This window comes from Sphingorhabdus sp. M41 (genome assembly GCF_001586275.1).
GTDB lineage: Bacteria > Pseudomonadota > Alphaproteobacteria > Sphingomonadales > Sphingomonadaceae > Parasphingorhabdus.
The window spans coordinates 1416527-1437984 of sequence record NZ_CP014545.1 but is presented as its reverse complement, the minus strand read 5'-3'; the positions used below and the strand labels follow the sequence as shown (position 1 = coordinate 1437984).

Genomic DNA, 21458 nt, shown 5'->3' with positions numbered 1-21458 from the left:
TGCGCCCTAGCGCAGCCCGGCCATCGCGTCAGCCAATTTGTCGACCGGCCCCAGATCAGCCAGAAAGGCATCGATTGCAATCCGGGGCGATTCATCGCGCTTCGTCTCGGAGGAGACCAGGATCGCCACGGCCTGTTGCGGCCCGCCCAGCAGCTTGCTCTTCAGCGTCTCCAGCTTCACCACCGAGCCACTGCCGGTGAGCTTGCCGCCGATGCGGTAAAAGGAGAGAACATCGCGTACCACCGGTCCCGGCGCGATCAGTTCGACCGCGACCGCCCCTTCCGGTGCTTCCAGAGCCCGGTTTCGGGACCATTGCGTATCCGGGACAAGAGCGCCCTGTCCGTAGCCGACAATCTCGCGCCCTTCTTCCTGACGGTCGTAAACGGCGACCGACATATCGACTTGCAAGCCGGTGGAGCTGTTCCGATAGCGTCCGAGCAGCTGGTGGCTGGCGCCGTCAAACTGCGGTTGCCAAGGGTAAAGCGGCTGGTAATCCACCCGCTCCCAACCGGCTATTTCCGGCAGCGCAATCTTATCCGGAACTGGCGATTCCTGTGCAGCAAGGATCGAAGTCCAGAGCACCGGGATCAGAACGATAGCCGCCATCGCGGCCATGACCGTCACGGGCTTTTGCGCGGTCGCCCGTGCAGGCTGGCTTTGGCGCAAAGCATTTCCATCGATCATCGGATCGTCGATCTGGCGATCAAAAAATGGCCAGCCGATCGCCATGAGCAAGATCAGGACAAAGGCGAAAAAGAACCAGCCGTAAAAAATATGATCGAATCCGACTGCGAAATCGAGAGACGTATGATGGGCGATATAGATGGTGCCGAATGCGCGGACACCATTGGCAAGGATCGGGACAATGACCGCAGCGATCATGAACAATATCCGCCGGTTCCAGCTCTGGAAACAGACATTGGCTACCAGCGTGCCATAAGCGAGCATCGCGATCAGAAACTTGATGCCGGAACAGGCCTCGGCAACCTTGAAATAACCGGTCGGTGTCGATATGAAAATCCCGTCGATAAAGGCGGGGATATTGGCCCAGCCGAGAAAGATCATCGACAATTTGGCGGTGACCATCTGCAGGAAAGGCACAAATTCTTCACCAAAGGGAACGAGGAAAAAACTGAAGCCAAGCGGGAATATCAGTCCGCGCGCTACGGTTGGCCCGAGCAATGTGACAACCGCACCTTGCAACATCATCAGCAACCCGAGATGGCGCGCAAGGGAAACGCCGGCCGCTTCACCCAGCAGCCATCCGAATGCAGCAACGCCGGTCAGGAACAGACCCGGCAACCAGATTTCCGGCACCAGCCTTGCCAGTTCGTTCTGCCGCTGCTGCACCAGCCAATAGAGGATCGGCAAAATCACGAGGCAGTGATTGTAAGTAGAGATCGACCACCAGGTCCGGACCATGTCCGCGCCGTCCCGCCAGAAAATCCCCAATATTGCCAATGTGGCAATCGCCAGTAATTTCAGATGCGTCGACCAGAGCGAGGCCGGAATAGCAGGTTGGTCGCTGGTCGAAGTCCGATCGGTAGTAGCGCTCGTCATGCAGCAGCCTCGACAACCACAGCATCGATTATCCCGCACAAGTCCGGCAGGCCAGCGAGCTGCCTTTCCCAAGAATATTGCGCATGAATGAGCTGCTTCGCCTGCTTTCCCAGTTGCCTGGCCCGCTCAGGATTCTCGAGCAATTCGCACACCAGTTGCGCTTCGTTATTGACAGACTGCGCGATCAGAAAATGCTCGCCGTCGATCGCCCCAATGCCCTCCGCTGCGCAGCCCGATGCTACCACCGGCTTGGCCATCGCCATCGCCTCAAGCACCTTGTTCTGGATACCTCTGGCAATCCTCAGCGGCGCAACCACAATATCGGCAGCCATGATCCAGCTGCGAATATCATCGACAGCACCAACCACAACCGTTCCATTCCTGCCGTCGAGTTGCTTCACCCTGTCGGTGGGTGACCGCCCGACGATTGCAAAACAGGCGTCAGGAAAACGCGCGAGAATCGCCGGCATGACCTGAGTGCTGAAGCTCTGCACAGCCTGAACGTTCGGCTGATAGTCCATCTGGCCGGTAAACAGGATCATCGGTCCGCTATCTTCGAAGCCCGCGGGCTGCACATTCGGTGCGCCATAAAAGTCCAGATCGATCCCGTTGCCCACCGCCTTCACGCGGCCGTGGGGCAGCCCGGAGCGCTGACGGAACAACTGCGCCTCGGCATCACTGACAAACAGGCTATGGTCGGCCCGTTCGGCGACTTCTTGCTCGAAAGCTCGCAGCAGTCGCCCTTCCCGGCGATTGACCCAGGCCATCGGACCCGAACCATCATCTGCATAGCTTTCGAATTTTGCGCTATCCACGTCGCCAAAGTCCATCACCACGCGACCGCCGAAATCTGCCGGGATGAACTGGGCCATCTGCCCGGAAAATACAAAGATACAATCAATCGGTTGCGTGGCGATGACCCGCGCAACATGGGCGCGGATTTCGGGACTGTCGAAACATGTCAGCGAAACCGGCTTGCCGGTTAGTATCGCTTCCATCCCGCCCAGCCACTTGGGCTTTTTCCGAACCACGATTTCGCAGGACGCCAGCTCCGATTTGCGCTCCCACTCTTCCTGCCTTTCGCTCTCGTCATCGGCGAAACAGGCAACATGTACGGACGCGCATTCCATCAGCTTTTGGAGAAAATGGTGCGAACGGATCTTGTCGCCCCGATTGGGCGGCCACGGAACACGGTGCGCCAGAAAAAGGATTTCCCCCATCAGCCGAGACCCTTGGCTATCATCGGCCCTAGCCGGTTTGCAACCGACAGGGGCAATCGCTGCCACAGCGCCACCTGCAACCGGTATTTCGCGCTCATCGGATTGACATCGCGCGCGTCTTCGCCATCGGCAGTGCGCGTTGCATAGGAAAGCGGCCGAGGCTCGAATCCCCAGTTTTTCTTGAAGGAAAAAGCGCCGGTGCCATATTTGGATCGACCGAAATCAAACGATCTACATCCGCGCTTGCGAGCGTGGTTCATCAGTTCATAATACATGATATCGTTGGCGCGGAAACGCCGCGCATCCCATGTTCCACCGCCCCAGTAAGGCATTACCGTTTGCTGATGATAAAGACTGAGGACGCTGGCTACCGGCAGGCCATCGCTGAGCACGGTGAGGATATCGGCATCCTCGCCAAATGCGTCGAGGACTTGCTCGAACAGTGCTTTGGGAAACACCGGCGTCCCGAGATTGCGGACACTTTCTGCATAGACGGTATAGTGATCTGTCCGGTCCTGTTGCGTCGTCCCTATGCGCACGGTCAGATCGTTTTTGAGTCCCTTGCGGATTTCAGCGCGCTGTTTTCGCGGAATGGCGAGTAGCTGGCTTTCCGCATCCTCTGCCAGGGCAGTCACAAAACCCGCATAGACGTCCTGTTTGCACTGCCAGCGTGCATCAGGGACAGGTCCGCCGCGCAATTCGACGGTGGGGAAACTGTTACCCTCGGCAAAACGCCACGCTTCTTCAGCTAGCAACTGGACCGCCCGATCACTGTCCGCGAGGATACCGCCGCCGACGGCAAAACCCGAAGAAACCAATGCCCGGCCGAACAATGCGGAATGAATCAGGTTAAGCGGCAGAATGCCATGCAGCAGCCCGTCGCCATCTTCGGCAAGGAGATATCGCCATTCATGACCGCAGGCTTTGCTGACCGACAGCAACCATGCAGGCCGATGAAAAGCGGTACCTTCCGGAGAGGCGGCAACAAATGCCTCGATCCGGGCCAGTTCCTCTGTGTCAGGATGCTCCAGAACACGGACCGACAACGAACCTGGCTTGAATGCCATGTTCATCACATCAGCCCCGCTTCCAATGCGGCAAGCTCGTCCACCCTGCCCCATTTGAAGTCCTGCCCCGCGCGCAAGAGCTTCGCTCGCATGCCTTTCAAATTGGTATAATGGCGAAGCTTCGATTTTGTCGGCGCGTTGCCGACCCGCGGTTGACCCGGATCGATTTCCCAGGGGTGAAAATAGAATATCGCCCCGTGCCCGTCGTCGCGTTGCATTTTCCTTATGGCCCGATCGTACAAAGCATAAGGCAGCAGCCGGAAAAACCCGCCTCCACCAGCGGCAAGCGTCCGATTGCCGAGTTTTACCGTGGTTACCGGCAGTTCAATGAGATCAGATCCTTCTATGGGCTTCCATGCAAAGCGCGGGGACCCCGCCCAGCCATAATGGTCATGGTTGATAGGCGCGACGCTTGATGAGTAAATATAGCCTTGTTCGGCCAATATTTCATGCGCCCACGGGGTTCTGTGATCGATCGAAAAACTGGGTGCCCGGTAGCCGATGACCTGCTGGCCGGATGTATCTTCGATGATCTTCCGGCTGCGATCAAGATCTGCCCGGAACTGGTCGGGTGACAATGTGAATACACGGGCATGGTCATAGCCGTGATTGGCGATTTCATGTCCTGCATCGGCGATTTGCTGCATCAGCGCCGGATAGCGTTCGGCGACCCAGCCCAGAATGAAAAATGTCGCCTTGATTTGCGCTTCATCAAACAGCTCGAGCACCGCATGGGTGTTGCGCTCTACCCGATGTTCGAGCTGATCCCAGTCGGCACGATCAATGACCGTCTCAAAGGCTCCCACCTGAAACCAGTCCTCGATATCGACCGACATGGCGTTGAGCAAAGCATCCGCTTTTCCCGCCGTGGCGAAAGTTTCAGGCTGCACGTCCCGCATTGGCATAATTTTCCTTGCTCCGGACATCGCTTTCCACCCATTCCACGAGCATCGTCAAGACGCGGTGCAGGTTTTCTTCCTGACCATTCACGCGGTTTTCCAGAAGGGACAGTCGCTTGGACATTATATCGATCCGCTGCGCAGTCGCTTTGTCGGCGGCTGGCGCCGGCGCAACATTCGTCATCGTCTCCGTCTTGCCGCCACCCTGGGGTTCGCCCGACTTCGCCACCGGCTGCGCCGGTGCTTCTGGTGTCCGCAAATTGACCACTTCATGCTCAGGTGCCGATACCGGTTCCACTTTCGCCTCAGACGACTCGGCCTTGTCCGACGTTGGGGTCTCGATTGCCGCCGCCTGTTCAACTGCAGGAGCACTATCCCGTTTGGGCTTTTCCCACAGCGGATTTTTTGTTGCCGATGACGCGGTGGGCGGAGCAGCAATTTCGACATCCTCGCCATTCAGATCGGCAAGCACCCGTTCAACCATCGGCTGGTCGATCGTCTCGGCATGTTCGATTGACCCCATCAACAATATCCGGCTCATCAGCGCGTTGATTTTGCGAGGCACACCGCTGGTTTCAGCATAAAGCAACCGGAAAACACCGGAAGTGATCTTCGGCCGCCCCGACCAACCGCTTTTGGATAGGCGATGGGTTATATAAGGTTCTATTTCTTCAGGATCCATCGGATCGAGATGATGGTGCGCGATGACCCGCTGGCGCAATTGTTCGAGCTGATTGGAGTTCTGCAGCATATCACGAAACTCCGGCTGACCGAGCAGGAATATCTGCAGCAAAGCCTGTCCACCAAGCTGGAAGTTTGACAGCATCCGCAATTCTTCCAGAGCACCCGCGGGGAGGTTCTGCGATTCGTCCACGATCAGCAAACAGCGCCGACCGGCCCTCGCTTCGGCGTGCAAAAAATCTTCAATCGCGCTCAGCAATTGAGCCTTGTCCATATTGTAGGTGTCGATACCAAAATGATTGGCAGCCACGCGCACAATATCCTCACTGTCCAGCTTGGTCGTGACGATATTGGCCGCCGTCAGACGCGCCTTGTCAATTGTCGCCATCAGATGGCTGACCAAAGTGGTCTTGCCCGCGCCAACATCACCGGTAATGACGATAAACCCTTCACCCTGTGCCAGACCATAGCCCAGATAGGACAGCGCCTTGCGGTGCGTCAGGCTCTCGAAATAAAAATGTGGATCGGGAGTCAGCTGAAAGGGTCGGCCATTCAATCCATAAAATATATCATACATGCGCGTATCTCCGATCATCAGCGGTGACGATGCTCTTAAAAATCATATCGAAGCCCCAATAATGCGGAAGCCGTGATCTCGCTGTCGAAACCATCTTGCTGGAAACTGTCCAAGCCAACGGCAGCCGTACCCTGCAGCCCGGGCAAAATCTGGCGATAATAGGCAGCGTTGGCACCGAGCCCCAGAACATTGGGTGCCGCGGCAAAACCGCTATCCAGCAGATTCGCGTAAACATTCGCATCAAAACTGGAATAGGTATCGAGCTCTCGTCCGATCGTCAGATTAGCATAGTAATTCTGGTCAACCAGACCGTCGGTTGCAGATACTGCGCCCAATTGCGAAGCAAAGAACCGGCGGCGCGCATATCCTACGCCCAGTCCGGTATTCCATCCGCCGTAATTATAGGTGAGTTGCCCATTGACGCCCCGCGCGCGGAATGAGGATGCGGCTGCAGATTGCAGTATATCATTGAAGCAAAGGCTGCTCGCTTGACCGAAGGCACAACCGTTCAGCTCCCCGCTCAGAGGATTGCGCGAACTGGTAAAGTCGGGGCCCAGATTTGCCAGATTGTCGTTAAGCAAATTGCCGAAACCGGAAACGGTGTCATAAACCGAAATATTCAGGGCTGTATTCTGGTTCGGCTGGTAGGCAAAGCTGCCGAAATAGGTTTCACTGCCGTAACGCTGACCGACACGCGCCTCGAGAGAAGTACGGCGACTTGGTCGCCAGAGCACACCGGCATCCCAATAGATACCATCCTGATCATATGATAGTAATCGGGGCGAGGTTTCGTCGGTGACGAGGCGGCCGTCATCGCCGATGACTGGGATGCCATTGGCATCACGGACAGCGTCCCGTTCCGAAATCTCGATATCTTCATAGCCAACACCGCCAACCAGTGCCAGAGTTGGCGACACCGGCACGGTTACATCTGCGCGCACCTGTTTTGCTTCGAAACGCTGATCAAGCTGACTGCCATCCTCACGTTCCCAGCCAGCACCAACGGACCAGCCAAAGGGAAGATCGCCCGGCTGCATGCCAACACTGGCGCTGGCCGAATGGCTCACGCTATCGTCGAACACGTCAATCGGAAGCTGCCCCGGAGGCAAGGCCCCGGTCGCCTGATCTTCGACCTTGGTATATCCGATCCGGTAACCGGCAGTTACATCCATTGCCCCCACCCGGGTCGACAGATTTGGACCGGCATAGACCGAATAGACCTGCGTGACATTGTCCACATTGCCAACTGTGTTGGATGGCGCTTCCCCGCGCAAATCAATCCGGCTGCGGGTTGCAATAGCGCCAGCTTCCAGCGACAAAATATTGGGAATTAATTGCACATTACCCCGAGCCAGCCCGGAAATCACATCATCGTCGCCGATATTATCCTGATAATAGAATCTCCGTTCGTAGCGCAGGTTCAGCTGCGCCTCGGCAGAGCGCGTCTGGATCGAGCTGTCTATGCCGGCTGCAACCGAACTATAGGTCAGCACATCGCTGCCGTCTTTGAGATCGGCAACCAATATTTGCTGGATCTCGATATAGGGCGCTGCATCAGCTTTGCGTTCGCGTGCATCAACAACGGGCGCGCCCAGTCCCAGCACAGGTAGAATAGCTGCCCCATATTTCAGGACATTTCTCGTCGTTTGCGAGGTCATGCCTTATTCTCCATATCCATAATAAGATCCAAAGCGCCTTCCCGTCGGCGAGAATTTCGTGCCGTTCAGAAGGAGTTGGATATGTTCACATCCGCCCATCAAACTCAGCGCGTCGCGCAAGGCGGTTTCGGTTGTCTCATCTGCTTTGACCACCATCAGGACCTGACCAACATGCGTCGCCAGAACCGAAGCTGGAGATGCTGACAAAGCCGGGGGTGAATCGAAAATCACGATGCGTTGCGGATTATTCTCGGTCAGCAGATTAAGCACCTGCTCGGTTCGCGCCGATGCCAGATATTCTGTATCAGCATTGGTCTGATCACCGGCCGGCAAGATTGCCAGCCCGGGAATATCTGTATGAATGATGCAATCTTCAACCGGCAATTGTGGATCGGCCAACGCGTCCATTAGCCCTTTGCTCCCTTCCAGACCAAGACTGGACAATATGCTTGGCTTGGCGAAATCAGCATCGACGAGCAGGACTTCATTGTCCTTCTCCGCTGCGATCGAAAGTGCGAGGTTCAGGGCACAGAATGTCTTGCCTTCGTTCGGATGCGCGGAACATATCAAAATCCGTTCGCCATGCGGCACCCGAGCAGCTTTCTGACTGCCCTTGGCGGCAAGCAGCAATTGGCGCTTGATGATTCTGAACTCTTCCGAAATACCGGTTACCGGTCCATCGGGAACGATGAAACCGGCTTCCTGCAACTTGTCACGATCGACAATGACACGCGGGCCATCATAGGGCTCGGCCGGCCGGCGCTTGACTGGAGTGACTTGACGGACCGGAGTTTCCGGCGGCAAATTTTCCGAAGCCGGAGCACGCCGGTCAACTGTCCGGACTGCGGGAATATAATCATAAATTTCCCCTGCCCTTTCGAGCAAAGAAGCAGCTTTTTTGGGACGTGTATATTCGTTCATATCTGCACCCTCAGGCCACCATGCCGCGCTGGATAAATTCAACGATCATCAGCATGCCAAAGACGCCGAATAGCGCACCACTTGTGCCGTAAAAAAATCGCATTTTCTTCTTTTTGATCTCGCGCTGAGCGCTGGTCAGAACTTGGGAAACCGATCCGATTACCGGAAGGCCGCTGGCTTTTTCCAACTTGTCCGCAGTCGGGTAGCTGGTTTGCAAATGGCCCATCGCGAAAGCCGAGCCGACGCCGCCACCGATGCCGGCAATCAGAACCATGGCCAGCAACAAAGGCCGGTTTGGAGCGGCCGGGGACCGCGGGCTGGATGGTGGATCGATAACGCGGAACTTGACGGAGTCGGTTTCGGACTCCACCTGACCACGCAATTTAATTTGCTCCCGGTCGGTAAGCAGCTTGTCATACTGGGCTTTCAGCACCTCATGATCGCGATTGATCCGCGACATTTCGGCAGCAACTCCGGGTTCTAGCGATTGTTTCGAAGCCATTTGGGCCATATCGGCCTGCAATACATTTTTCCGGGCCTGCAAAGCGGCAACGCTTGCCTGCCGTTCAGCCCGCATGCTTTGCAGCGAGCTATAAGCAGGATTTGGTGTGCGATAGCCACCGCCACCAGCCGGTTCCTTGCTTGCCTGTTTTCGTAATGCGGCTATTTCAGCTTTCATGGCAACGACATCGGGATGGCCATCGGTCCAGCCACGGGCCCGCGCCGAAGCCAGCTGTGCCTCCGCTTGAGCCAGTTGGCCACGGGCACTGCCATCACTGGCGCCGCCAAATCCGGGCGTAGCGATAGACGCAGGCGTGCCGGAGAGCTGTCCATTCAAGGCGGCTAGCGAAGCCGAAGCCTGGCTCAGTTGCGAGTCTATCTGTCCAAGTTCAGCCCGGGCTGCCTCCATCCGTTGGCTGATCGATCCAACTCCTGGCAGCAGACCCAGATTTTCCGTCTCGAATTGCGCCTGCTTCTGCTCGACTTCCTGAAGCTCTTTCTCCCGTTGAGCGAGTTGGGCGTCAAGAAACTTGATCGTCTGGCTGGTTTCGGTGCGATCCCCGGACAAATTCTCTTCGACAAAAATATCTATCATTTTCTGCACGATATCGCGGGCCAAAACGGCATTCTCGGCATCCGAGAAATTGCTCGCGGAGGAATTTGCGGTAATTTCGAACAGATTGTCTTTTTCCGATTTGATTTTGATGCTCTTGCGCAGCATCTCCACTTTGGCAGACAGTTCACGATCCGTGGAAACTGACCGGTTCAGAGCGGTTCCACGAACGACCTTTTCGAGATTGATAGTCGAAGCGAGTGTTTCCTGGACGCGCTCCATATTTTTCTTGCGCTCACGCGCATCAACACCAACCTTGTCGGACAGGATTGACTGCATTTCGACGGAAATGCGCGCCTGCGATTCATAGCTGTTGGGGATCAGTGCGACGACAAGCCACCCTAGAAGGCAAAGTCCCCAGGCGACAGCCAGCGCAAGCCAGCGCCGATTCCAGACGCTGTGCACCGCAATTTTAAATTCATCGTAAAGACCGTTCATGTGTCTATTCAATTCCTGTCATAGGGAGCTAAAAACAGCTTAAAACATACTCTCCGGAATGATGATCACGTCACCGGGACGCAGCATGACATTGGCGCGGGTTTCGCCTTTCTTCATCAAATCGTCGATCCGCAACGCAAATTCCTGTTGCTTGCCAGTGCCACGGTCGAACCGGATCAACCGGGCGCGATTACCGGAGGCAAATTCAGACATGCCGCCGACAGCGATCATCGCATCGAGCAGAGTCATATTGGCGCGATACGGAATCGATGCTGGCTTTTCAGTGGCACCCACGACACGGATTTGCTGGGAAAATGTGCCGGAAAAATTATTGACGATGACCGAGACAAGCGGCTCGTTGATATATTGCGACAGCTGCAGCGTCAGATCCTGTGCCAGCATCGCGGGCGTCTTGCCCACGGCGGGCATATCGGTGATCAAAGGTGTTGTGATCCGTCCATCAGGCCTGACCTGTACCTTTGCGCCCAGCTCGGGATTTCGCCAGACGAAGATGGTCAGTTCGTCGAGCGGGCCGATGACATATTCTTCTCCGGGGCCTTCCTGCATAGACACAAAGGATGCCGGCGGCAGTTGCGGCCCGCTGGAATTGCCGGAGCAACCGGCGACGGCAAGTGACGCCATGCCAGCGCCGACCATCAGCTTAGCCAAGTGATTGTTTTTTATAGCAGAACGCATTTTTACCACCTCGTATAAACCATCTGGTGAATGGCCGAATTCCAAGAGAAAACGGGCAATTCACGCAAAGTTACGAGGCGGCTATGCTGGAAAATAGTGAATATAGCGTTAGGATTAGCTGAATTTGCAATTAACGACACCCGCGCTTTGACAGCAGCCCGGACCGTCAGGGCTAGTCGACCAACAGTTCCTTGGCCGGCCCCTGACCCAGAAAGCTGGCGGGACTTGCAGTGGCCCCGTAAGCGCCGGCGCAGAAGATCGCGACAATGTCCCCAACGTCAGCTCTGGGCATTGCGGCACTGTCGCTCAAACGGTCCAGCGGCGTGCAGAGGCAGCCGACTATCGAAACCGTTTCTGCGGTTTCCTCTTCAAACCTGCTGGCGATGGCAGCAGGATAATTGCGTCTGACGACCGTGCCGAAATTGCCGCTCGCGGCGAGCTGGTGATGCAGACCACCGTCGGTGACCAGAAAGGTGTGGCCCTGGCTTTGCTTACGATCCACTATCCGGGTCAGATAGACGCCCGCCTCGCCGACCAGATAGCGCCCCAGTTCGATGGCGAATTGCGTTGATGCCAATATCTCCGGCAGCCGCTCGAACTGGCCTGCCAGAGCCTCGCCGACCTTGGCAATATCCAGCTGTTCGTCACCCGGAAAATAGGGAATACCGAAGCCGCCGCCCAGATTGACATGAGCCGGCGATTTGCCGATCTCCGTCGCAAGACGAGCGGCAAGTTCCAGCGTTTGCGCCTGTGTCTCGATAATCGCATCCGCGCTGAGCGCCTGCGAACCGGCGAAAATATGAAAACCCCGCCAATCCGCTCCGGCATCCAATATCCGCTTCACCACCGGGGCAACCAGTTCGATATCCATCCCGAACGGCTTCGCACCACCACCCATTTTCATGCCCGACCCTTTAAGGTCGAAGTCCGGATTGACGCGAACCGCCAGACGGGTTTTTCTGTCCAACCGGGCACCGATTTTCAGCGCCCGTTCGCACTCACCGGGCGATTCGATATTGATCGTGACACCGGCCTGGATCGCTTTTTCAAGCTCCTCGTCCCGCTTGCCCGGTCCGGCAAAACTGATGTGCTCCGGCGCCGCTCCCGCTTCCAGCGCCATCCGCAATTCACCACCTGAAGCGATATCGATACCGTCGGCCAGTCCTACCATATGGCGGAGCAGCGGCGGAAAGGGATTGGCTTTCATCGCATAATGCAGATCAAGGCGATCGGGCATTGCCGTCCGCAATTGCGCCATCCGGTTGTCCAGCAGGTTGCTGGAATAGACGAAAAGCGGCGAGCCGTGTTCCGCAACCAGCGCGCTGACTTTCTGTCCACCAAGGGCCAGTTCGCCGTCGGTGGCATGATATCCGGAAGGGATCGGCCCTGTGGCCTTGGTCTTGATCATTCGATATCCATGCTGGCCAATGCGGTGCGGTCCAGCTTTCCATTGGGGTTTTTGGGAAATTCCGAAAGCAGAATGATATCCCGCGGGTGCATAAAATTCGGTAAATTCTGCTTTAGATATTTTGCCAGCTGCTCTGCAACCGCTGAAGTTTCCGCCCCCTGTTCAACCGGTCGGACAAACAATCTGATGGCATGGCCCAGTCGTTCATCAGGGACGCCCAGGGCAACCGCTTCCGCTACCATCCCCGATTCCACTGCTATTTCCTCAATCTCGGTCGGACTGATCCGGTTGCCAGAGCTCTTGATCATCGCATCGTCTCGACCGACGAAATAGAGCAGACCGTCATCGCCGCGCTTCACCGTATCGCCGGAGAAAACAGCGGTTCCAGCATATCTTGACGCTTCCGGGGCACTTTTGAATCTCTGCGCAGTCCGCTCGGGATCATTCCAGTAACCCTGCGCAACGAGCGGCCCGCAATGGACCAGTTCTCCGGGTTGATCCGCCCCGGCGACAGTCCCCGTTTCATCCACCACCAATATTTCGGCATAAGGGATTGCGGTCCCCATGCTGGTCGGATTATCATCGATCAGAGCGGGATCAAGATAGGTTGAACGGAAAGCCTCGGTCAGGCCGTACATTGCATAGATGTCGGTTCCGGAACCGAATATTCCCCGCAACTGCTTGACCAATGTCGGGGTCAGTGCACCACCGCTGTTGGTCAGCCGCCGCATCGAGGCGACCGCTTCTTCCGGCCATTCATGCTCCACCAGTTGCACCCACAGTGGTGGTACCGCCGCTAAAGTTGTGATCTGTTCGCGAGCGCAGGCCTTCAGGACATCCCGCGGAGTAAGATAATCCATCGGCACTGCGCATCCGCCAACAGCCCATGTCGAGAGCAACTGGTTCTGGCCATAGTCAAAGCTCAACGGCAACACGCATATCGTGCGGTCGTTGGCTGAAAGCTTCAGATATTCGGCCACGCTGAGCGCGCCCAGCGTCAGATTGGCATGGCTGAGCATGACCCCTTTCGGGCGGCCCGTAGACCCGCTGGTGTACAGGATTGCGGCCAGATCATTGGTGTCGGTGGATTCCGCACTGGGCTCCATTGATATTTTGACGGATTCCAGAAAAGTCTCAACAGCCTTGTCCTCGAACAATTCACAATCCTGTTTGCGGCTGTCTTCGAGAGTTTTCAGACGCCCGGAATTGCTGATCAGCAGTTTGGCGCCGCTATCGGCCATAATATGCGCAACCTGCGCCTGCTTGAGCAAGGGATTGACCGGCACGTGGACCAGGCCTGCCCGGGCCGCCGCCAGCGGCATGACGCAAGCCAGTTCGGTCTTGGACAGCCATGTCGCTATCCTGTCACCCCTGGCCAAGCCCTGCCCTTGCAGCCATGCCGCCAGCAAGCCGACACGATGATTTAACATCTTGTAGCTAAGAGTCCCCGAACGCGTGACGAGAGCGCTTGCATCCGGATTCTTGCCTATCGCCAGATGGTCGAGCGGGAATGCGGCGGTTTCGGGAGTGATGTTCAATTTTTGACCTATGGGAAAAAGAGCAGATTTGTGACAGATACGACCTTAGCCATGACCAGTGAATATCATAGCAATTTTCAGTCCGTGCAAGCCATTGCGGGAGAAAAACTGGGCCGATCAGTCCAGAAGTCGCTGTTCGACCGGATCGAATGGCTGAAGCCGCTGCACGAGCTGTGCCTGCCGGACAAATCACCATTGATTGTCCACAGCACCGAAGGCGAAGCCGAAGCGTGGATGTTCCTGATGAAAACCGGCCTCGGCCGCCATGCAGCACTGGCCAACTGGTATAATTTCACCTTTCGCCCGATTTTTCTGGGTGATTATGACGAAGTGACCAAATTGGCATTGCTCGCCAAACTCGCAACACAGCTCAAATCGAGCTCTCATCATATTGAAATCACGCCGGTTCCGGACGAAGATTCCGCTGCCAGCCTGACCGAACGTGCGTTCGAGCAAGCGGGCTGGATCGTCTTCCGGTCAAAGGCGGATGACAATCATATTCTCAACGTCAAGGGGCGTACCTTCGACCAATATTGGGCCGATCGCCCCGGTCAGCTGCGCAACACGGTACGCCGCAAAGCGAAGAAAAATCTTGTATCGGTCCGGATTGAAACGCAATTTTCCGATGAGGATTGGGATGATTATGTGTCGGTTTATGAGCGCAGCTGGAAACCGGAAGAGGGCAATCCCGATTTTCTGAAAAAGCTGGCCCAACACGAAGCGGCAGCAGGCTGCATGCGCCTGGGTCTGGCCTATATCGACGGAGAGCCGGTCGCCGCACAATTCTGGACAGTCGAAAATGGCGAAGCACTGATCCACAAGCTGGCACATATTGAAGACGCGACAAAAACATCTCCCGGAACGCTGCTGTCTGTTGCCATGTTCCAGCACGCGATCGACATCGATCATGTCGATCTGATCGACTTTGGCACCGGTAATGACGGCTACAAGCGCGAGTGGATGGAAGAGGTCCGGGACCGCTACCGGCTGGAATTTTACTGGCCGAACAATCCCTTGTCCTGGCTACCTATTTTGCGACACTATGCCTCGGGCCTTGCCGGAAAGCGCACATCGCTTTAGGGAAACGCCGATATCCGGGATTCGGGGGTTTTTGATGCAGAATAAGGTCGAGTTAATGCCGGAAGCCGCCGTGCGCGCAGTGATGCGGGACATTCTGGGGCTAAGCGAGGAACAGGTCGCGGAATTTACGGCGGAGACCGAACTTTTCGGTGCCCTTCCCGAATTGGACAGCATGGCTGTTGCCGGGCTGCTCACCGAACTGGAAGATCGTCTGAATATCATGATCGACGATGATGAAGTGGACGGCGAACTTTTTGAAACCTTTGGCAATCTGGTTGCATTTGCCGAGATGAAAGTCACCGAGTGACGCTCATCCCCGCATTCGTCTCCTACGAATTTGCGGATCGCAAAGAATTATGTTTGTCCCTTGCAGTCCGGTCTGCCCGCCGCGTCATGCTCGTCCCTCCCCTGTTCGACGAGATGAACCGGATGCGCAAGATGCTGGTCGATGTCATGCGGTCGCTGCATGCCCTTGAAATCAGCAGTTTCCTCCCTGATCTTCCCGGCACCAATGAAAGCCTGGCCGCGCTGGAAGAGATCACGCTATCCGACTGGCAGAAAGCCGTTCAGGCCTGCGCACAACAGCATCAAATCTCTCATATTGCCTCGTTCCGCGGCGGCGCTTTGGCCGTTGCGGAAATGCAAAGGGCCGATCACTGGATTCTCAGCCCGGTAAAAGGCGCGACCATCCTGCGGACGATGATGCGGACCAGGGTTGCGGCTGACCGCGAGGCTGGACAGAACACGAGCCTCGCCGCACTGGCCGAACTGGCCAGGACCGGACCGCTGGAACTGGCTGGAAACATCATCGGTTCCGGGTTGTTTGCGCAACTCGAGGCTGCACAGATAGCGGAACTGAAAAGTCAGCGGATCGTGCGACTCGATTCCGACGACAAGCCCCACGATGTACAAATCCCCGGCTCCGCCCTCTGGCTCCGCGCCGAACCGGATGATGATCCAGTGATGTCCTCCGCTATCGCGCAGGATATCGCCGCGTGGATGGGCCAATGACGCGGAGCTTTCACCATATAGCCTGTAAGAGCGACAAGCTCGCGGCGACGCTGGATTCCGCAACAGGCACGACCGCCTTGCTCATCGTCAGCGGCGGCAATGAAATCCGCTCGGGCGCCCATAGTGGAATGGCAGGATTGGCGCTGCGGATTTCGGAACAGGGCTTTCCGGTGCTTCGTTACGACCGGCGCGGAATTGGCGAAAGCAGTGGCGACAACCAAGGATTTCTGGGTAGCGCGGATGAAATTGCGGCAGCCGCAGAATTTCTCCGGCAGGAACAGCCGCAGATAACGTCGGTCGTCGCCTTCGGCAATTGCGATGCGGCGACCGCTTTGGCTCTGTTCGGACCGGATGCCGGAATCAATGGCTATATTCTGGCCAATCCCTGGGTGATCGAGAGCAGAGTCGTACCGGACGAAACACAACCGACAATGTCCTCAGCAGCGATCCGCTCCCGCTACTGGGACCGGATAAAGAATCCGCGCACGATTGTCGATCTGCTCTCCGGAAAAATCGATTTCGGGAAATTGCTGAAAGGCCTGAAACAGGCCACCCGATCAGAAGAAAATAGCGCGCTTTCATTGCAGTTGCGCAAGGCTCTGTCGGGACTGGAAGCGAATACCCGTATTTTGTTGGCAAAGCGCGATACCACCGCACGCGCATTTCTCGCCGCCTGGAACAGCGCAGATTTTGCGCAAGTGAGAGACAAAGTCACAATAACCGTCGAGCCCCTCGACAGTGCATCACATAGTTTCGCAGATAAAGCGGCCAGAGAATGGCTCACCGAAAAATTGCTGGAAGCGCTGCGCGCCGCCTGACTATTCGGCGGCGATCAGCTCAAATTCCTGTTCGGCCAGAAAACGCTCGGCATCAAGCGCCGCCATGCAGCCCGTTCCTGCTGCAGTCACCGCCTGCCGATAGACATGATCCATGACATCGCCACAGGCAAACAGGCCCGGAATCTTGGTTTTCGGCGTACCCGGTTCAACCTGGATGTATCCGCCGTCGATCAGATCGAGATGGCCCTTGAAAATCTCGGTTGCAGGCGCGTGTCCGATCGCAACGAACGCGCCGTCGAGAGCAAGGTGGCTCTTCTCGCCAGTCTGCGTATCGACCAAGTCCAGTCCGACCAGCCCGACAGGCTCGCCGCCGCCGACAAAGCGTTCGACATTGGTGTTCCACAACACGGAAATCTTGGGATTGGCAAAGAGCCGATCCTGCAGGATCTTCTCCGCCCGCAGGCTGTCGCGGCGATGGATTAGCGTCACATCATCGCTATGGTTGGTCATGTAGAGCGCTTCCTCGACCGCGGTATTGCCGCCTCCGATCACCGCTACCTTCTTGCCGCGATAGAAAAATCCGTCGCAGGTTGCGCAGGCCGAAACGCCCTTCCCTGACAATTCTTCTTCACCGGGTAGGCCCAGCCATTTGGCCTGCGCACCGGTTGCAATCACCAATGTATCACCTTCATAGATATCGCCGCCATCGCCGGTCATCCGGAACGGGCGCTGGGAGAAATCGACGTCGACAATCGTATCGAAAATCGTGCGTGTACCGACTTTTTCAGCCTGCGCCTGCATCTCTTCCATCAGCCACGGCCCCTGGATTACATCGCGAAAGCCGGGGTAGTTTTCGACATCAGTAGTGATGGTCAACTGACCACCTGGCTGAAGGCCCTGAACCACGATCGGTTCCAGTCCGGCGCGGGCACCATAGATAGCGGCCGACAATCCGGCAGGTCCCGAGCCCAGAATGAGCATTTTCGTGCGATGCGTTTCAGCCATAATCCATTCCTGTGGTGATGATTCTGTTGGTTGCAAATAGGGATGCCCGACGCCGGTAGGCAAGACCTATCACCGTCAAAACAGGCGTAGAATATTTTTGGCCGGTGATAGTACCCATTGGCGACTAGCAAATTCGGGTTATATTCCAGAGAAATATAACCCGAACGTCCGCCAGCCCCAGAGTCAAAATCTGGAACAGATTATGATATGTCGTCTTATTCAGGAAGTTGAGCGAAAGCGCAGATCTTGTTGCCGACCGGATCGCGGAGATAGGCACCATAAGCATTGCCCGGCGCGTTCGGCCGCGGTCCCGGTGCACCTTCATCACGCCCACCATGCGCAAGGCCTGCAGCATGGAAACTGTCGACAGCGTCTTTGCTCGCGGCTGCAAAACTGATGGTACCCCCATTGGCAAAGCTGGCGGCACCCTCGTCATAAGGTGTCATCACCAGCAATTTCCCTGTTTCGGTAGCATAGACACAAGTGCGGTCGTTAACCTGACCAACGCTTTGTACGCCTAGCGGTGCCAACGTGGCATCGTAGAATTTTTTAGAATCTTCGAGATTATCTGCACTGATACAAATATGGGTAAACATGGTATATGATCCTTTTCGGTGTTGGATTTTTTGGTGTTGGATATCGTATGAGTTTGGCATTCTGAAGAACCGGCAAGTTGTTAATCTCACCCATTATCTTCAGACATTCATGCACTGGAATTTTCAGCTAGAACTATATCGCGTTTACTGAAAATTACCCAGCTGAACTGATGGCAATTGACGGACTGAGTTCCGCGATCAACCGCCCTGATTGCATTTCATTTGCCCTTGCGAAATAAGATAAAATTGTCCTCTCCCTGCCCTTGCAACAGCCTACCCAAACCGGAATGATTCTCCGGAAATGCTCTGATGACACTTCAACAGGGCGACAGATTGCGTGAAATAATAGTATGCTTTGCATATCAATTGCTCTATGCTTTGTCACTGCATGAATTCTACATAAGTATGAATCATTTGGGAGGGATGTCGTGAACAATCTTATAAAATCGAGCTTGGCCAGTGCCAGTATTTGGGCAATCTTGGCCGCAGCAACACCTGCATATGCGCAGGATCAATCATCATCTGGCGAGCAGGCCGATGGCGAAAATGGCAATAATATAATCGTCGTGACAGCGCAATTTCGCGAGCAGAATCTGCAGGATACGCCGCTTGCGATTACAGCCATAAATTCTGATATGCTGGAAGCCCGCGGCCAGACCGGGGTCGAAGATGTTGCGAAACAGGCACCAAATGTAACGCTAACCCCGCAAGGGCAGCAAAATGGTAACGGCCTTATCGCCTTTATCCGCGGCGTTGGTCAGACCGATTTCAACTTTGCCCTAGAACCGGGCGTCGGCATCTATGTCGACGACGTCTATATTCCGACGCTGACCGGTTCCTTGCTCGACCTGATGGATCTCGATCGCATCGAAGTTCTGCGCGGTCCGCAAGGCACGCTCGCTGGTCGCAATTCAATCGGCGGAGCGATCAAGCTTTTCTCCACCAAGCCGAAAGGTGATGGCCGCGGTTCGATCTCGGCCACTTATGGCTCGTTCAATCGGATTGATGTTCGGGGTTTTGCCGACTTTGCCATTAGCGACAATCTGTTTGCCCGCATTTCCGGTGCAACCAAGAATCGTGACGGCCATGTAAAACGGCTCGATTACGGAATTACCCATCCCGGGTCAGGCGTCCCCAGCCAGTCGGTTGGCCCTGACGCCGAACTCGGCACCTTGGGCGGCACCAGCTATGCAGCCGGCAAGCTCGCGCTGCGCTGGGTGCCAAGCGATCGTGTTGAAGTGAATATCGCGGGCGACTATTCCCGTGATCGCTCCGAAGCCGGGGCATCCGTATTGATATACGGCAATCATGCAGCGACAACGTCGGACGGGATACCCTGGCTTGCCAATACCAACACCGGCGCTGCCATTCCGATCAATTGCGCTTTCGTACCCTCGGGCGTGAACAGCTGTGACAATCTGACCGGCTATGATCCAAGATATGTCTCCTACGCAACCTTCGCCGATGTCCGGACACCAACGACACAGGCACCATATAAGCCGGTAATTTTCGATCCGCATTCGCATCTCGACAATTACGGCATCTCGGCAACCATCGACATCGAACTGTCCGATACATTGGCGCTCAAATCGATCAACGCCTGGCGCGAATATACATCTGACTGGTCACAGGATGTCGACAATACACCGGTTTCAAACCAGCAGCTACAGCAGGAACTGAAGAACGAACAGTGGAGCACAGAATTGCGCCTGTCGGGTACGGCGTTCAATGACTTGCTCGATTTCACCGTCGGCGGCTTTTATTTCGAACGCGACGGCACTCTGACGGCCCGGGTCGACCTTAACTATGCCGGCCTGGATTTCATTCACGGACCTGACCCGACGCCTGCGAAAAATTATGCATTGTTCGCCAATGGCACCTTCCAGGTCAGTGACGCCTTCAATATCACTGCGGGCATTCGGCAATCATGGGATGAGAAGAGCTATACGTTCTTCCGTCGCAATCCCGACTTGACGGTTCCGGGACCGGCCCCCTGTGCGTTCTTCCTTGGTGCACCGACAGCAGGGCCGGTCGGCATTGGCAATGAACCAAATTGTCTGTTGCTGGGTCTCAACGATGTCACTCCGCCAACTTTCAAGGATAACCGTATCGATTGGCGCGTGGCTCTTGATTACCGCTTTTCCGACGAACTGTTATTCTATGGTCAGGTCTCGACTGGCTATCGTGCTGGTGGATTTAACCCGCGGCCCTTTTTCGGTCCGTCCGCCGGCGAGTGCGAGGATCTCCCGCCGGGTGTCATTGCACCATGTAACCAGATCAAGCAATTCCAACCGGAAGAGCTGGTTGCCTATGAAATCGGCTTCAAGTCTGACTTTGCTGGCGGTGATGTCCGGATCAACGCGGCGGCTTTTTTCAACGATTACAAGAATATCATTCTGACATTATCAGCTTGTCCGGGATCTCCGTGCCTGCAACCCAATAATGTCGGCAAGGCCGAGGTCAAAGGTTTCGAAATTGAAACCCTGCTGACCCCGGTTCACGGCCTCTCGATTGACGGCGCGTTGAGCTATCTTGACTTTAAATATAAGGAACTGGGTGCTGGGACGGCCGTCACACTCGATATGGTCACACCCTATACGCCCAAATGGAAATGGAGCTTTGGCGTCCAATATGACTTCGAAGATGTCGCTGGCGGTACATTGTCAGCCCGCGTCGACGGATCGTATCAGAGCCACGTCTATACCGAAGCCCTGAACTATGATGCGGTTTCTGTCGCTACATCACCTGCAGGTGTTCCGCCAGCCACCACCCCGTTCGTCCCCGGCGTATCGGCTCCCGCTGGTGGAGGGGCACTACCGAATGTTATCGCTACCAACCGGATTGATGCACAATTTCTAAGCAATGCTCGCCTGACCTGGAAACAGGATAGCGACAGCCCTTGGTCAGTCAGTCTGGAAGTGCAAAACCTGTTCGATAAATATTATTTCACTTCTCTGTACGAGCAGTTTGGCAGCCCCGGCACCATTTCGGGAGCACCCGGCTTGCCCCGGACCTGGGCCTTGACGCTGAAGAAAGACTTCTAAAGACTGGCTCATGCGATAATCACAACGGGAGGGGGAAAGAACAGGGCTTTTCTCCTCCCTTTTTTTACCTTCTGCCAGCCCACGACAACCGGTTGCCTGTCCAGATGATGAGAGCGAAGCGAGCGGTCTGGTCGCAGAAGAAAAACAGATGGCACATTATGCCACC

General features: G+C 55.8%; 18 protein-coding genes. 5 read left to right on the top strand and 13 right to left on the bottom strand.

Features of this window, described 5'->3' with window-relative positions:
• Nucleotides 1-6 precede the first annotated feature (6 nt).
• The 11 genes from xrtA to AZE99_RS06805 form a co-directional block, all read right to left on the bottom strand.
• The gene (xrtA, locus tag AZE99_RS06855) at nucleotides 7-1560 is read right to left on the bottom strand and encodes an exosortase A (RefSeq protein ID WP_067199154.1); all 1554 of its coding nucleotides are present in this window, start codon (nucleotides 1558-1560) and stop codon (nucleotides 7-9) included.
• Nucleotides 1557-2780, bottom strand: coding sequence for a TIGR03087 family PEP-CTERM/XrtA system glycosyltransferase (locus tag AZE99_RS06850; protein ID WP_335339238.1), 1224 nt, complete (start codon nucleotides 2778-2780; stop codon nucleotides 1557-1559). The genes xrtA and AZE99_RS06850 overlap by 4 nt, the downstream gene beginning before the upstream one ends.
• Complete coding sequence (locus AZE99_RS06845) at nucleotides 2780-3853, bottom strand: FemAB family XrtA/PEP-CTERM system-associated protein (RefSeq protein ID WP_067199153.1); 1074 nt, start codon at nucleotides 3851-3853, stop codon at nucleotides 2780-2782. The genes AZE99_RS06850 and AZE99_RS06845 overlap by 1 nt, the downstream gene beginning before the upstream one ends.
• Entirely contained in the window at nucleotides 3853-4746 is an 894-nt protein-coding gene (locus AZE99_RS06840) for an XrtA system polysaccharide deacetylase (RefSeq protein ID WP_197460294.1), read from the bottom strand. Before AZE99_RS06840 ends, AZE99_RS06845 begins: the two co-directional genes overlap by 1 nt.
• A complete protein-coding gene (locus tag AZE99_RS06835) occupies nucleotides 4727-6004 on the bottom strand; it encodes an XrtA/PEP-CTERM system-associated ATPase (RefSeq protein WP_067199146.1) in 1278 nt (425 codons plus the stop codon). Before AZE99_RS06835 ends, AZE99_RS06840 begins: the two co-directional genes overlap by 20 nt.
• A 35-nt stretch (nucleotides 6005-6039) precedes the next feature.
• Nucleotides 6040-7662 carry a hypothetical protein gene (locus tag AZE99_RS06830; protein WP_067199144.1) on the bottom strand — a complete coding sequence of 541 codons (1623 nt, stop codon included), beginning with the start codon at nucleotides 7660-7662 and terminating at the stop codon, nucleotides 6040-6042.
• Between the two features lie 3 nt (nucleotides 7663-7665).
• The gene (locus tag AZE99_RS06825) at nucleotides 7666-8583 is read right to left on the bottom strand and encodes an AAA family ATPase (protein ID WP_067199140.1); all 918 of its coding nucleotides are present in this window, start codon (nucleotides 8581-8583) and stop codon (nucleotides 7666-7668) included.
• 10 nt (nucleotides 8584-8593) lie between these two features.
• Nucleotides 8594-10135, bottom strand: coding sequence for an XrtA system polysaccharide chain length determinant (locus AZE99_RS06820; protein WP_067199138.1), 1542 nt, complete (start codon nucleotides 10133-10135; stop codon nucleotides 8594-8596).
• 39 nt (nucleotides 10136-10174) lie between these two features.
• Nucleotides 10175-10792, bottom strand: coding sequence for an XrtA/PEP-CTERM system exopolysaccharide export protein (locus AZE99_RS06815; RefSeq protein WP_443027818.1), 618 nt, complete (start codon nucleotides 10790-10792; stop codon nucleotides 10175-10177).
• Between the two features lie 211 nt (nucleotides 10793-11003).
• Entirely contained in the window at nucleotides 11004-12239 is a 1236-nt protein-coding gene (locus AZE99_RS06810; protein ID WP_067199137.1) for a pyridoxal-dependent decarboxylase, exosortase A system-associated, read from the bottom strand.
• The gene (locus AZE99_RS06805; protein WP_067199136.1) at nucleotides 12236-13777 is read right to left on the bottom strand and encodes an acyl-CoA ligase (AMP-forming), exosortase A system-associated; all 1542 of its coding nucleotides are present in this window, start codon (nucleotides 13775-13777) and stop codon (nucleotides 12236-12238) included. The genes AZE99_RS06810 and AZE99_RS06805 overlap by 4 nt, the downstream gene beginning before the upstream one ends.
• 30 nt (nucleotides 13778-13807) lie before the next feature.
• Here AZE99_RS06805 and AZE99_RS06800 point away from each other — a divergent pair, with 30 nt between their 5' ends.
• From AZE99_RS06800 to AZE99_RS06785, 4 genes are read left to right on the top strand one after another with little or no spacing between them, the layout of a single operon-like run.
• Nucleotides 13808-14857, top strand: coding sequence for a GNAT family N-acetyltransferase (locus AZE99_RS06800; RefSeq protein ID WP_197460270.1), 1050 nt, complete (start codon nucleotides 13808-13810; stop codon nucleotides 14855-14857).
• A 34-nt stretch (nucleotides 14858-14891) separates the two neighbouring features.
• Nucleotides 14892-15164, top strand: a complete 273-nt coding sequence (locus AZE99_RS06795; RefSeq protein ID WP_067199134.1) for an acyl carrier protein — start codon at nucleotides 14892-14894, stop codon at nucleotides 15162-15164.
• Nucleotides 15165-15217: 53 nt separating this feature from the next.
• On the top strand, nucleotides 15218-15868 hold the full coding sequence (locus AZE99_RS06790) for a hypothetical protein (protein ID WP_156472140.1): 651 nt from the start codon (nucleotides 15218-15220) through the stop codon (nucleotides 15866-15868).
• Entirely contained in the window at nucleotides 15865-16686 is an 822-nt protein-coding gene (locus AZE99_RS06785) for a hydrolase 1, exosortase A system-associated (RefSeq protein WP_067199131.1), read from the top strand. The genes AZE99_RS06790 and AZE99_RS06785 overlap by 4 nt, the downstream gene beginning before the upstream one ends.
• Here the strand turns inward: AZE99_RS06785 and trxB are convergent, their stop codons facing one another.
• Both trxB and AZE99_RS06775 read right to left on the bottom strand, forming a co-directional pair.
• Nucleotides 16687-17652 carry a thioredoxin-disulfide reductase gene (gene trxB, locus AZE99_RS06780; RefSeq protein WP_067199130.1) on the bottom strand — a complete coding sequence of 322 codons (966 nt, stop codon included), beginning with the start codon at nucleotides 17650-17652 and terminating at the stop codon, nucleotides 16687-16689.
• 215 nt (nucleotides 17653-17867) lie between these two features.
• Nucleotides 17868-18248, bottom strand: coding sequence for a VOC family protein (locus AZE99_RS06775; protein WP_067199128.1), 381 nt, complete (start codon nucleotides 18246-18248; stop codon nucleotides 17868-17870).
• Nucleotides 18249-18676: 428 nt separating this feature from the next.
• Here AZE99_RS06775 and AZE99_RS06770 point away from each other — a divergent pair, with 428 nt between their 5' ends.
• Nucleotides 18677-21292, top strand: a complete 2616-nt coding sequence (locus tag AZE99_RS06770; RefSeq protein WP_067199126.1) for a TonB-dependent receptor — start codon at nucleotides 18677-18679, stop codon at nucleotides 21290-21292.
• The last annotated feature ends 166 nt before the right edge of the window (nucleotides 21293-21458 follow it).

What these genes read in the sequence shown, in the direction of transcription:
- AZE99_RS06840 (WP_197460294.1), bottom strand. Translation starts at nt 4,746, where the DNA reads ATGCGGGACGTGCAGCCTGAAACTTTCGCCACGGCGGGAAAAGCGGAT.
- AZE99_RS06845 (WP_067199153.1), bottom strand. Translation starts at nt 3,853, where the DNA reads ATGAACATGGCATTCAAGCCAGGTTCGTTGTCGGTCCGTGTTCTGGAG.
- AZE99_RS06850 (WP_335339238.1), bottom strand. Translation starts at nt 2,780, where the DNA reads ATGGGGGAAATCCTTTTTCTGGCGCACCGTGTTCCGTGGCCGCCCAAT.
- AZE99_RS06820 (WP_067199138.1), bottom strand. Translation starts at nt 10,135, where the DNA reads ATGAACGGTCTTTACGATGAATTTAAAATTGCGGTGCACAGCGTCTGG.
- trxB (WP_067199130.1), bottom strand. Translation starts at nt 17,652, where the DNA reads ATGGCTGAAACGCATCGCACGAAAATGCTCATTCTGGGCTCGGGACCT.
- AZE99_RS06810 (WP_067199137.1), bottom strand. Translation starts at nt 12,239, where the DNA reads ATGATCAAGACCAAGGCCACAGGGCCGATCCCTTCCGGATATCATGCC.
- AZE99_RS06785 (WP_067199131.1), top strand. Translation starts at nt 15,865, where the DNA reads ATGACGCGGAGCTTTCACCATATAGCCTGTAAGAGCGACAAGCTCGCG.
- xrtA (WP_067199154.1), bottom strand. Translation starts at nt 1,560, where the DNA reads ATGACGAGCGCTACTACCGATCGGACTTCGACCAGCGACCAACCTGCT.
- AZE99_RS06825 (WP_067199140.1), bottom strand. Translation starts at nt 8,583, where the DNA reads ATGAACGAATATACACGTCCCAAAAAAGCTGCTTCTTTGCTCGAAAGG.
- AZE99_RS06830 (WP_067199144.1), bottom strand. Translation starts at nt 7,662, where the DNA reads ATGACCTCGCAAACGACGAGAAATGTCCTGAAATATGGGGCAGCTATT.
- AZE99_RS06775 (WP_067199128.1), bottom strand. Translation starts at nt 18,248, where the DNA reads ATGTTTACCCATATTTGTATCAGTGCAGATAATCTCGAAGATTCTAAA.
- AZE99_RS06835 (WP_067199146.1), bottom strand. Translation starts at nt 6,004, where the DNA reads ATGTATGATATATTTTATGGATTGAATGGCCGACCCTTTCAGCTGACT.
- AZE99_RS06815 (WP_443027818.1), bottom strand. Translation starts at nt 10,792, where the DNA reads ATGGTCGGCGCTGGCATGGCGTCACTTGCCGTCGCCGGTTGCTCCGGC.
- AZE99_RS06795 (WP_067199134.1), top strand. Translation starts at nt 14,892, where the DNA reads ATGCAGAATAAGGTCGAGTTAATGCCGGAAGCCGCCGTGCGCGCAGTG.